Annotated in this window: 9 protein-coding genes; 6 read left to right on the forward strand and 3 right to left on the reverse strand. The window is 71.0% G+C overall.

Going from position 1 to position 12094, the window contains the following annotated elements; genetic code table 11:
* The first annotated feature begins 149 nt into the window (after positions 1-149).
* From MED01_RS22115 to MED01_RS22135, 5 genes are all read left to right on the forward strand, one after another.
* The gene (locus MED01_RS22115; protein ID WP_238670467.1) at positions 150-1496 is read left to right on the forward strand and encodes an ABC transporter substrate-binding protein; all 1347 of its coding nucleotides are present in this window, start codon (positions 150-152) and stop codon (positions 1494-1496) included.
* Between the two features lie 70 nt (positions 1497-1566).
* Entirely contained in the window at positions 1567-2613 is a 1047-nt protein-coding gene (locus MED01_RS22120; RefSeq protein ID WP_238670468.1) for a carbohydrate ABC transporter permease, read from the forward strand.
* A gap of 1 nt (position 2614) precedes the next feature.
* On the forward strand, positions 2615-3583 hold the full coding sequence (locus MED01_RS22125) for a carbohydrate ABC transporter permease (RefSeq protein ID WP_238670469.1): 969 nt from the start codon (positions 2615-2617) through the stop codon (positions 3581-3583).
* Between the two features lie 69 nt (positions 3584-3652).
* Positions 3653-4699, forward strand: coding sequence for a LacI family DNA-binding transcriptional regulator (locus tag MED01_RS22130; RefSeq protein WP_238670471.1), 1047 nt, complete (start codon positions 3653-3655; stop codon positions 4697-4699).
* Between the two features lie 31 nt (positions 4700-4730).
* The gene (locus MED01_RS22135; protein ID WP_238670582.1) at positions 4731-6404 is read left to right on the forward strand and encodes a glycoside hydrolase family 13 protein; all 1674 of its coding nucleotides are present in this window, start codon (positions 4731-4733) and stop codon (positions 6402-6404) included.
* Between the two features lie 141 nt (positions 6405-6545).
* Here MED01_RS22135 and MED01_RS22140 read toward each other — a convergent pair whose 3' ends face one another.
* From MED01_RS22140 to xylA, 3 genes are all read right to left on the reverse strand, one after another.
* Complete coding sequence (locus MED01_RS22140; protein ID WP_238670473.1) at positions 6546-7979, reverse strand: MFS transporter; 1434 nt, start codon at positions 7977-7979, stop codon at positions 6546-6548.
* A 93-nt stretch (positions 7980-8072) separates the two neighbouring features.
* Positions 8073-9500, reverse strand: coding sequence for a xylulokinase (gene xylB / locus MED01_RS22145; protein WP_238670474.1), 1428 nt, complete (start codon positions 9498-9500; stop codon positions 8073-8075).
* 9 nt (positions 9501-9509) lie between these two features.
* On the reverse strand, positions 9510-10697 hold the full coding sequence (gene xylA / locus MED01_RS22150) for a xylose isomerase (protein ID WP_238670476.1): 1188 nt from the start codon (positions 10695-10697) through the stop codon (positions 9510-9512).
* Between the two features lie 78 nt (positions 10698-10775).
* Here xylA and MED01_RS22155 point away from each other — a divergent pair, with 78 nt between their 5' ends.
* Positions 10776-12014, forward strand: a complete 1239-nt coding sequence (locus MED01_RS22155) for an ROK family transcriptional regulator (protein ID WP_238670478.1) — start codon at positions 10776-10778, stop codon at positions 12012-12014.
* Positions 12015-12094: the final 80 nt, after the last annotated feature.

The raw sequence follows: 12094 nt of genomic DNA on the forward strand, positions 1-12094 counted from the left end.
CCAGGCAGCCCGCAGGTTTCCGGATTGTTACTCGCTCGTGTCTGACAGGGGGTGGACCCGGCCGGATGCAAGCGCTTACATGTGTGCACGCCCAATCGGACCGGCGACGGGTCACCAGCACGACCGCGCCGGCTAGGAAGGAGGACGGCATGGCGGTCTTTACCAGACCACGCCAGGCCTTCGTGATCGCCGGTGTAATCGGGCTGGCGCTCAGCGCCACCGCCTGCGGTACCGGCGACGACAAGAAGAGCAGCAAAGCGGGCTCCGCGGAGTGCGCCGCATACGACAAGTACGAGGGCCACGACGGCAAGAAGGTCTCCATCTACGCGTCCATCCGTGACGCCGAGGCCGACCTGCTGGAGCGGTCGTGGTCGCAGTTCACCGAGTGCACCGGCATCGAGATCGACTACGAGGGCAGCGGCGAGTTCGAGGCGCAGCTCCCCGTCCGGGTCGACGGTGGCAACGCCCCCGACATCGCCTTCGTGCCGCAGCCGGGTCTGGTGAAGCGTTTCGCGGACGCCGGCAAGCTGAAGTCCCTCAGCGCCGACACCAAGGCCCTCGCCGAGCAGAACATGCCGGCCGACTGGCTGAAGTACGGCACCGTGAACGGGACGCTCTACGGCGTGCCGCTCGGTGCCAACGTGAAGTCCTTCGTCTGGTACTCGCCGAAGACGTTCAAGGAGAAGGGCTGGGAGGTTCCGACCACCTGGGACCAGCTCATCGCCCTGAGCGACAAGATCGCCGCCAGCGGCGTCAAGCCGTGGTGCGCGGGCGTCGAGTCCGGTGACGCCACCGGCTGGCCGGCCACCGACTGGATCGAGGACGTGGTCCTGCGTACGCAGGGTCCCGAGGTCTACGACCAGTGGACCACCCACGCCATCCCGTTCAACGACCCGAAGATCGTCGACGCGGTTGACCGCGCCGGCAGCATCCTCAAGAACGAGAAGTACGTCAACGGCGGCTTCGGCGGCGTCAAGAGCATCACCACCACCGCCTTCCAAGAGGCGGGCCTGCCGGTGACCACCGGCAAGTGCGCGATGCACCGACAGGCGTCGTTCTACGCCAACCAGTTCCCCGAGGGCACCAAGGTGGCCGAGGACGGCGACGCGTTCGCCTTCTACTTCCCGGCCATCGACCCGGCCAAGGGCAAGCCGGTGCTGGGCGCGGGCGAGTTCGTCGTCGGCTACGCCGACCGTCCCGAGGTCCAGGCCGTGCAGACCTACCTCGTCTCGGCGGAGTACGTGAACAGCCGCGCGAAGCTCGGCAACTGGGTCACGGCGAACAACAAGCTGGACATCGCCAACGTCGCCAGCCCGATCGACAAGCTCTCCGTCCAGATCCTCCAGGACAAGACGGGCACCTTCCGCTTCGACGGATCCGACCTGATGCCGGCCGGCGTCGGCGCGGGAACGTTCTGGAAGGGCATGATCGAGTGGCTGAACGGCAAGGCGACCGCCCCGGTGCTTCAGGGCATCGAGAGCAGCTGGCCTAAGTGATCCCGGCGGTGGCCCGGTCCGCGTTCGCGGGCCGGGCCACCGGCCGAGGTGGACCCGGAAGGGAGGGTTGATGAAGTTCGACTTCGCCGATCAGCAGCCGAAGTTCCTCATGCTGATGTACGGGCTGGTCGCCTTCGTGCTGGTGGTGGGGGGTCTGCTCCTGTTGCTCGACGTGGTGCCGGCCTGGTTCGCCCGTCGACGGGAGGCCCAGCTCGTCGCCGCCTCCGTGAGCGGGGCCCCGCTGCCCCGTCGGCCCAAGCAGCGGGAAGGGATCTTCGCGTTCTTCTTCCTGCTGCCGACGCTGCTGCTGCTCGTCATCGGACTGGTCGTGCCGGCCATCCGCACCGTGCTGCTCTCCCTGATGAACAGGACCAGCACGGAGTGGGTGGGGTTTGACAACTTCGCCTGGATGTTCTCCGACGACTCGATCGTCCGGGTCCTGATCAACACCCTGGTCTGGGTGCTCCTGGTCCCGCTGGTGGCGACCGGATTCGGCCTGATCTACGCCGTGCTGGTGGACAAGGCCCGGTTCGAGTCGGTGGCCAAGTCACTGATCTTCCTGCCGATGGCCATCTCCTTCGTCGGCGCCAGCATCATCTGGAAGTTCGTCTACGCCTACCGGGGTGACGGCGACCAGATCGGTCTGCTCAACCAGATCGTGGTCAGCCTCGGCGGTGAGCCCAAGCAGTGGCTACTCGAATCACCACTCAACACGCTGCTGCTGATCGTCATCATGATCTGGATCCAGGCCGGCTTCGCCATGGTGGTGCTCTCCGCCGCGATCAAGGCGATCCCCGGCGACATCGTCGAAGCCGCCCGGCTCGACGGCGTCAGCCCGTGGCAGATGTTCTGGCAGATCACCATGCCGAGCATCCGACCGGCGCTGATCGTCGTGATGGTGACCCTCACCATCGCCACCCTCAAGGTCTTCGACATCGTCCGGACCTCGACGAACGGCAACTACGACACCAGCGTGATCGCCAACGAGATGTACAACCAGGCGTTCCGGTACAGCGAGAACGGGCGGGGTTCCGCGCTCGCGGTCTTCCTCTTCATCCTGGTCATCCCGGTCGTGATCTACCAGATCCGTAACCTCCGTCAACAGCGGGAGGGCTGAGATGACCACCGCAACGCCCACCGTCGCCGTCGGCACGCAGAAGACCGACGGCACTCCGTCCACCACTGCCGGCCGAGTCCGCAAGCGCCTCAACAGCCGCACCGCGACGCTCGTCTCGATCGTCATCGCCGTGGTCTGGACCATTCCGACCTTCGGTCTGCTCGTCTCCTCCCTCCGCCCGGAGGACGAGATCAAGACCACCGGCTGGTGGACGGCCTTCACCAACCCGCAGTTCACCTTCGAGAACTACGAGCAGGTCCTGTTCGGGCGGTCGTCGTCCTCCGGGCAGCTCGCCGGTTCCTTCATCAACTCGCTGGCGATCACCATTCCGTCGGTGCTCTTCCCGCTCGCCTTCGCGTGCCTCGCCGCGTACGCGCTCGCGTGGATCAACTTCCGCGGCCGGGACTGGGTCTACATCGCGATCTTCGCGTTGCAGATCGTGCCGCTGCAGATGGCCCTGGTGCCGCTGCTCAGGTTCTTCTCCACAGGTGTCACCCTCGGCGGCGTCACACTGATGCCCGCCTGGGACCTGGTCGACGAGCAGAAGTTCGCCCAGGTGTGGTTCGCCCACACCTGCTTCGCACTTCCGTTCGCCGTCTTCCTGCTGCACAACTTCATCTCGCAACTGCCGGGGGACCTGATGGAGGCGGCCCGGGTCGACGGGGCCACCCACCCGAAGATCTTCCGCACCATCGTGCTGCCGCTGATCACCCCCGCGCTGGCGGCGTTCGGCATCTTCCAGTTCCTCTGGGTCTGGAACGACCTGCTGGTCGCGCTCATCTTCGCCGGTGGCGGGGACGAGACCGCTCCGCTCACCGTCCGGCTCGCCGAGATGGCCGGCACCCGGGGCAACGAGTGGCAGCGCCTGACCGCCGGTGCGTTCGTCAGCATCGTCGTACCGCTCATCGTGTTCCTGTCCCTGCAGCGCTTCTTCGTGCGAGGTCTGCTCGCCGGCAGCGTCAAGGGCTGACCCGCGCGCCCGCCGCCGCCTGGCCCCTCGGGCGGCGGCGGGCGCTCCGGGCACCGAGCGGGGGAAACCGTGACGAGGATCGATGATGTGGCCCGGCTGGCCGGAGTGTCCACGGCCACCGTCTCGCGGGCGCTGCGCGGACTACCGACGGTCTCGGCCGCCACCCGGCGCCGGGTACTCGCCGCCGCCGAGCAACTCGACTACGAGGTCTCGCCGAGCGCGTCCCGGCTCGCCGGCGGCCGGACCGGCACTGTCGCCGTGGTGGTCCCCCGGATCACCCGCTGGTTCTTCAGCACCGTCGTCGAGGCGGTCGAGGAGTACCTCCACCAGTCCGGCTACGACCTGCTGCTCTACAACCTGGGCGGCCGGGAGCAGGTCCGCCAGCGGGTCCTGCGTACGGCCAACCTGCACAAGCGGGTGGACGCCATGATGCTGGTCGCCACGCCCCTGCGCCCGGCCGACCTGACCGCGCTGGCCACCCTGGAACTGCCCGGCGTCACCATCAGCTCGGGCAGCAGGGTGCCCAACTGGCCGTGCGTACGGATCGACGACGTGGCTGCCGCGCGGACCGCGACCAAGCATCTGATCGACCTCGGCCACCACCGGATCGCCCACATCTCCGGCGATCCGGACGACGAGTTGGCCTTCACCACCCACCTCGACCGACGTCGGGGTTACCAGGCGGCGCTGCGCTCCGCCGGCATACGACCCGACCCCACACTGGACATCGAGTCCACCTTCACCATCGACGGCGGCAACCGCGCCACCGCCGAGTTGCTGGCCCGCGGCGAGCCGCCGAGCGCTATCGTCGCCGCCTGCGACGAGATGGCGATGGGCGCGATTTCCGCCCTGCGTGACGTCGGGCTGCGGGTGCCGCAGGACGTCAGCGTGGTCGGCATCGACAACCACGACCTGGCCGGTGTGCTCGGGCTCAGCACCGTCGCCCAGCCCGCTGCCGAGCAGGGCCGGCTGGCCGCCCAGATGTTGCTCGACCCGCTCGGGGCCCGACCGCCGGGCCCGGTCGTCAGTCAACGGGGGGCCGGTTGGGACACTCCGGTGGTCCTGCCCACCCGGTTGGTGGTCCGGGATTCGACAGCACCGCCCCGGGCACACTGAAATTCCACACACCGCAACACGGGAGACGACCCTGAACACCGACCCGACGCAGCAGACCTCCTCAGGCCAACCGGCCACCGGCTGGTGGACCGAGGCCGCCATCTACCAGATCTACCCCCGCTCGTTCGCCGACTCTGACGGGGACGGGATCGGTGACCTGCCCGGCATCACCGCCCGCCTCGACCACCTGGTCGAGTTGGGCGTGGACGCGGTGTGGCTCTCCCCCTTCTACCCCTCGCCGCAGGCCGACGCCGGCTACGACGTGGCCGACTACCGCGACATCGACCCGCTGTTCGGCACTCTCGCCGACGCGGACAAGCTGATCGCCGAGGCCCGCTCCCGCAACCTGCGGGTGATCGTCGACCTGGTCCCGAACCACACCTCCTCGGCGCATCGCTGGTTCCAGGCCGCGCTGCCGGCCGCTCCCGGCAGCCCGGAACGGTCCCGGTACATCTTCCGGGACGGCCGCGGTCCGGCCGGCGACCAGCCGCCGAACGACTGGCAGAGCGTCTTCGGTGGTCCAGCCTGGACCCGGACTGTCGACGCCGACGGACAGCCCGGCCAGTGGTACCTGCACCTGTTCGACACCGGGCAGCCGGACCTCAACTGGGACAACCCGGAGGTGCACGCGGAGTTTCTGGACGTGCTGCGCTTCTGGTTGGACCGCGGCGTGGACGGCTTCCGGGTCGACGTGGCGCACGGCCTCATCAAGCAGGCCGACCTTGCCGACTGGCAGGAGCCGCAGGAGATCCTCTCCGGCAACGAGATCGACAAGCCCCGCCCGCCGATGTGGGACCAGGACGGCGTGCACGAGATCTACCGGCAGTGGCGACAGGTGTTGGACAGCTACCCCGGTGAGCGGGTGCTGGTCGCCGAGGCCTGGGTGGAACCGGCCGAGCGGCTGGCCCGCTACGTCCGCCCGGACGAGATGCACCAGGCGTTCAACTTCGAGTACCTGCTCGCCGCGTGGAGCGCACCGGCCCAGTACGCGGTGATCACCCGTTCGTTGGAGGCGACCGACTCGGTCGGCGCGCCGACCACCTGGGTGCTGTCCAACCACGACGTGGTGCGGCACGCCTCCCGACTCGGCCTGCCGGTCGGCACCGTACGCCCCAACGGCATCGGCATCGGCGACCCGCAGCCGGACGCCGCACTCGGTCTGCGCCGGGCCCGGGCGGCCACCCTGCTGATGCTGGCGTTGCCCGGCTCTGCGTACCTCTACCAGGGTGAGGAGCTGGGGCTGCCCGAGCACACCACACTGCCCGACGAGGCCCGGCAGGACCCGACCTGGGCACGCAGCGGGCACACCCAGCGCGGCCGGGACGGCTGCCGGGTGCCGATCCCGTGGGAGGCCGACGCGCCGTCGTACGGCTTCGGGCCGACCGACGCGAGCTGGTTGCCGCAGCCCGCGCTCTGGGCGGAGTACGCGCTGGACCGGCAGCGCGACGTGCCCGGTTCGACGTACGAGCTGTACCGCGCGGCGTTGCGGTTGCGGCGTGCCCACGGGCTGGGTCGCGGCACCCTGGAGTGGTTGTCCTCCGGCGACGAGGTGCTGAGCTTCCGCAACGGTGAGCTGACCGTGCTGACCAACTTCGGTGCCGCCCCGGTGCCGGTGCCGACCGGCACAGAGGTGCTCGCCGCCAGCGCGCCACTGGACGACGACGGCGCGGTCCCGGCCGACGTGACCGTCTGGCTGCGAGGCTGATCTCCCGCCGACCACACCCTCAAGATCGCGCTACTTTCACGATGTAGTGGCCTCGCTCCGGCGGAAGGCAACTAGAACCAGGAAGTAGCGCGATCTTGAGCGGCGCGTTGCGGGGCGGCGCGCGCGGGGCGGCGCACGGGGTCAGAGGCGGTCGGCCCGGCTGTGCAGCAGGTCGTGCACGTTGTCGATGTCCGCCGGTGAGGTCCGCGAGGCGAGCCAGTACATGACACCGGTCGGGATGAAGAAGAGCTGGAACGCGGCCAGCCCGACGGCGAAGTTCAGCGGTGGCGGGAACGCCGCTCGCAGCGCCTGGAAGGCCACCCCGACCAGCCCGTTGCCGGCCGCGCGACCGACCCCGTTGACCAGGTTGCCCAGGCTGTAGACAGTGCCCCGGTGCTCCGGCGGGTTGACGTCGGCGATCAACGCGAACCAGTTCGGCGAGTTCGCCGAGGTCAACGCGAGCGCCACGATGGCGGTGAGCAGGCTCAGCCCGACCGACGGTTCGGTGAACACACTGGCCAGTACCGCACCCACCACCGCGCCGCCGCTCGCGCCGTCCGGCACGTCGATGGTCACCGGTACGAAGAACAACACCAGGTAGAACGGCAGCGCGGCGAGGATGCCGATCGAGGCGACGAGCGCCCGCCCGCGCGGGGTACGCCGTTGCACGGCGTCACCGATCAGCCCGCCCACGATGGACAGCACCCCACCGAGCTGGAACAGCGTGGCGAAGACGCTGCCCACCACCACCGCCGTCGACGTGGAGCAGCCCTGGGCCTCGGCCCGTTCGGCGAAGAGCACCGGCAGCCAGACCAGCGAGCCGAACGCGGCCTGCGCGGTCAGACCCTGCAGGATCAGCCACCGGTTGGTCCGCCGGGCCAGGATGCGCGGCAGGTCGGCGCGGCTGATCCGGTAGTCGTACTCGGCGCCGGCGTTCAACCTGCCGGCCAGTTCCGGCTCGCTCTGGCCACGCTGAATGTCGTACGTGAACAGGTAGGCCACCGTGGCGACCAGGCCGACGCCGGTGAGCAGCAGGAACGGTCGCCGCCAGTCGGCCGCCCCGAGCAGCCCGCCGACGAGCGTGCCCGCCAGGGTGCCGACCCCCTGGGAGAGCCCCCAGAAGCTCATCACCAGCCCGCGCCGGGTCGGCGAGATCAGGTCGGTGACCACGGAGAAGCCCACCGAGCCGACCGCGCCGAGACCGACCGCCGCGACCAGTTGCGCGGCAAGGAACGTCAGGTAGCCGCCGGCGAGCGCGCTACCGCCGGTGCCCGCCGCCCAGAGCAGTGTGCCCACCATGAGCAGCGGTTTGCGGTTGGTGTGGTCCCCGACGTACGCCCAGCCGACCGCCGCGACCGCGCTGACCAGGAAGCTGGCCGCGGTGACCACGCCGAGCAGCCGCCCGGACACGTCGAACGCGTCGGAGATCGGGCCGTACAACGGGGGGACCAGCCCGATCGCCACGTTGTCCAGCGAGGCGAGCAGCACGAACACCACGACGCTGTACAACCGGTGCGCCGGCCCACCGCCCCGACCATGGGGGCGCAGGCTTGGCCCGCCACTGGTCACCGTCATGACCGGCAGCCAACCAGACCGCGTGCAGGACGTCGTCACGCGGGTGGGTGCCGGTCACCGTCCACCGGCACCCACCCGCGTCGATTCCGACGGTCAGCGCCGGTCGAGCACCAACCCGCGCGCCGCGGCGTACTGGTCGCGCACGGCGGGAACGGCCGCCGCCGCGTACTCCTCGGTGCCCTCGACCGCCCAGACCGGCGGCGTGGGACCGCCCAGGGCGACCCAGGCGGCCTGCCGGGCGGCACCGTCGGCGACGTACTCCCCCGCCGGCGGGACGACCACCGGGCAGCCGAAGACCTGCGGCGCGATCTGACGCACCGCTGCCGACCGGGCCCCGCCGCCGATCAGGATGACCCGGCGGGCGACAGCACCCTGCGCGGTCAGCGCGTCCAGGCCGTCGGCGAGCGCGCAGAGCATGCCCTCCACGGCGGCCCGTGCCAGGTGCGCGGGGGTGGAGGTACGCAGGGTCAGGCCGTGCACAGCGCCGGTGGCGAGCGGACGGTTCGGTGTCCGCTCACCCTCCAGGTACGGCACCATGACCAGCCCGTCCGCTCCGGCTGGCGCGGAGAGCGCCAGGTCGGCCAGCTCGTCCAGGCTGACGCCGAGCATCGCGGCGGCGGCGTCCAGCACCCGGGCGGCGTTGAGCGTGGCAACCAGCGGCAGGAACCGACCGGACGCGTCGGCGAAGCCCGCCACGGCGCCGCTCTCGTCGGCTGCGGGAACGTCCGCGACGCTGAACACGGTGCCGGAGGTGCCGATCGAGACGATCACGTCACCCGGCCCGGCGCCGACGCCGAGTGCCGCAGCGGCGTTGTCCCCGGTGCCCGCGCCGAGCAGCGCGCCACCCGACCCACCCAGGTCGTCGGCAAGCTTGCCCGCCGACTCCGCCGGGCCGAGCACCTCGGGCACCACCAACTGTCGGCCGAAGCCCCGCTCCAGCAGGTCCAGTCGGTAGTCACCGGTGGCCGGCGACCAGTAGCTGGTGCCGCTGGCGTCGCCCCGGTCGGTACGCAGCGCGCCCAACCCCGGCGCGCCGGCCAGCCGCCAGGTCAGCCAGTCGTGTGGCAGGCAGACGGCGGCCACCCGGGCGGCCAGCTCCGGTTCGTGCGTCGCCAGCCACCGCAGTTTGGTCAGGGTGAAGCTGGCCACCGGGACGCTGCCGGTGGCCTCGGCCCAGAACCGACGCCCGGCCGAGCCGCCGCCGGCCTCCTCGATGAGGTCGGCGGCGGCGTCGGCGGATCGGGTGTCGTTCCACAGCAGCGCCGGGCGGACCACCCGGCCGTCCTCGTCGAGACACACCATGCCGTGCTGCTGGCCGGCGACGGAGATCGCCGCCACGTCGGCCAACCCGCCGGCCTGGTCGGCGGCGCTACGCAGCGCCTGCCACCAGGCTTCCGGGTCGACCTCCGTGCCGTCCGGGTGCGGTGCCCGGCCCTGCCGGAGCAGGGCCCCGGTCTCCGCGTCCCGGATCACCACCTTGCAGGACTGGGTGGACGAGTCAACGCCTGCGACCAACGGCATGGCGGGGCCTCAGCGGGCGCCGAGCAGGTGCTCGACGGCGAGCTGGTTGAGCCGGACGAAGGCGAAGCCTCGGGCGGCCACCGCGTCGACGTCGACATCCTCGAACGCGGAACGGTCGGCCAGGAACTCCTCGTAGCCCTCGCCGTCGCCGAGCGTCGGCGTGCTCAGCTCGCCGACCTTGCTGGCGGCGAGCGCCTCGATCACCTCGGGGTCGGCGCGGAACGCGGCCGCACGCTCCTTGAGCAGCAGGTAGGTGCTCATGTTGGCCGCCGCGGAGGCCCACACCCCTTCCATGTCCTCGGTGCGGGAGGGCTTGTAGTCGAAGTGCCGCGGCCCGTCGTAGGCCGGGCCGCCGTTGGGGCCGCCGTTCTCCAGGAGGTCCACCAGGGCGAAAGCGTTCATCAGGTCACCGTGGCCGAAGACCAGGTCCTGGTCGTACTTGATGCCGCGCTGGCCGTTGAGGTCCAGGTGGAACAGCTTGCCCTGCCAGAGCGCCTGGGCGATGCCGTGGGCGTAGTTGAGCCCGGCCATCTGCTCGTGGCCGACCTCCGGGTTGAGGCCGACCAGCTCGGGGTGGGCCAGCTGGGAGATGAAGCCGAGCGCGTGCCCGATGGTGGGCAGCAGGATGTCGCCGCGCGGCTCGTTCGGCTTGGGCTCCAGGGCGAACCGAAGGTTGTAGCCCTTGTCGATGGAGTACTGGGTGAGCAGGTCCACCGCCTCGCGGTAGCGGTCCAGGGCGGCGCGGACGTCCTTGGCGAGGTCGTACTCGGAGCCCTCGCGGCCACCCCACATGACGAACGTGCTGGCACCCAGCTCGGCGGCCAGGTCGACCTGGCGCAGCACCTTGCGCAGCGCGTACCGGCGGACGTCGCGGTCGTTGCTGGTGAAGCCGCCGTCCTTGAAGATCGGGTGGGTGAAGAGGTTGGTGGTGACCATGGGCACCACCAGGCCGGTCTCGTCGAGGGCCTTGCGGAACCGGGCGATGTGCTGGTCACGGGTGGCCGCGTCGACGCCGAACGGGATCAGGTCGTCGTCGTGGAAGGTGATGCCGTACGCGCCCAGCTCGGCGAGCCGGTGCACTGCCTCGACCGCGTCGAGCTCGGGACGGGTGGCGTCACCGAACGGGTCGCGGGCCTGCCAGCCCACGGTCCAGAGCCCGAAGGAGAACTTGTCGGCGGGGGTGGGACGGGGTGCCATGAGCGACCTCCGGGGTGGTGTTGTCCGCTATTTGTTCAGCGATTGAATTATTTGCCCACCCTATGGCACTGTCAAGGGGTGAGCCTCACCCCCGCCCCGGCCGGCGCAGTCCGTCAGGGCAGCCTGCGCGAGCTCAACCTCGCCCTGGTCCTCGGCCGGATCGCCACGGCCGACCGACCGCCCTCCCGGGCCGACCTGGCGACCGCGACCGGCCTGACCAGAGCCACGGTGTCCGCTGTCGTCGAGGACCTGCTCGCCGGCCGACTCGTCAGTGAGTCCGACCCCGCACCCCGCTCGGGTGCCGGCCGCCCTGCGCGCGGGCTGGTCCTGGCCGATCAGGGGCCGGCCGGGCTCGGCCTGGAGGTCAACGTGGACTACCTGGCAGTCTGCGTGGTGGACCTCGTCGGCCAGGTCCGGCACCGCACCGTGCACCGGGCCGATCTGCGCCCGGTGGCTCCCGCCGACGCCCTGGCCCGCCTGGTCGAGATGGCCGGGGCAGCCCGCGAGGACGCTGCCCGGCATGGCCTCACCCTGGTCGGGGCCGCGCTCGCGGTGCCCGGCCTGGTGGACGACGCCGGGCTGGTCCGGCTCGCGCCGAACCTCGGCTGGCGTGACGTGCCGGTGCCCGCGCTGCTCGCCGAGCACCCCCCGCTGATCGAGCAGGTGCCCGGCGTCCCCGCACTGGTGGTGGACAACGAGGCCAACCTCGCCGCGCTCGGCGAGCTGCACTCTCAACCACCCGGCCCGTCCAGCTTCCTGCACATCTCCGGAGAGGTGGGCATCGGCGCCGGCATCGTGCTGGACGGCGCGCTGTTTCGCGGCGTACGCGGGTGGAGCGGCGAGATCGGGCACCTTCCGGTGCGCCCCGACGGCCGTCCGTGCCGCTGCGGCGGGCAGGGCTGCCTGGAGCAGTACGCCGGCCAGGAGGCGATCGTGGCCGCCGCCGGGCTGGTCCGGGCGGAGCTTCCCGCAGACACCGCCACGGCCCGGTTGGCCGAGTTGGCCGAGGCCGGCGACGCCGACGCGCTACGGGCGCTGCACGACGCCGGAACGGCGCTCGGCGTCGCGGTGGCCAGCGTCGTCAACCTGCTCGACCTGGACACCGTCGTGCTCGGTGGCGGTTACGCGGCGCTCGCGCCCTGGCTGTGCCCTCCGGTCCTCGCCGAGATCGGTGCCCGGGTGCTCACCGCGGCCTGGTCGCCGGTCACGGTCCGCCCGTCGACGCTCGGCGCCGAGGCCGCCGCGGTAGGCGCGGCCGGCTCGGTGGCCCGTCGGATCGTCGCCCAGCCTGCCGGCTGGCTGGCCCGCCCCGGCTGATCGCCACTCCACGCCGTGCGGCGCTGTCGGGGGGAGTCGGTATCCTTGCCCTCAGGCAACGATCCCCGGTGAGGAGTCGA

Source organism: Micromonospora alfalfae (assembly GCF_022230925.1).
Taxonomy (GTDB): Bacteria; Actinomycetota; Actinomycetes; order Mycobacteriales; family Micromonosporaceae; genus Micromonospora; species Micromonospora alfalfae.

Coding starts and splice junctions, on each gene's coding strand:
- MED01_RS22115 (WP_238670467.1), top strand. CDS start 150: ATGGCGGTCTTTACCAGACCACGCCAGGCCTTCGTGATCGCCGGTGTA.
- MED01_RS22120 (WP_238670468.1), top strand. CDS start 1,567: ATGAAGTTCGACTTCGCCGATCAGCAGCCGAAGTTCCTCATGCTGATG.
- MED01_RS22125 (WP_238670469.1), top strand. CDS start 2,615: ATGACCACCGCAACGCCCACCGTCGCCGTCGGCACGCAGAAGACCGAC.
- MED01_RS22140 (WP_238670473.1), bottom strand. CDS start 7,979: ATGACGGTGACCAGTGGCGGGCCAAGCCTGCGCCCCCATGGTCGGGGC.
- xylB (WP_238670474.1), bottom strand. CDS start 9,500: ATGCCGTTGGTCGCAGGCGTTGACTCGTCCACCCAGTCCTGCAAGGTG.
- xylA (WP_238670476.1), bottom strand. CDS start 10,697: ATGGCACCCCGTCCCACCCCCGCCGACAAGTTCTCCTTCGGGCTCTGG.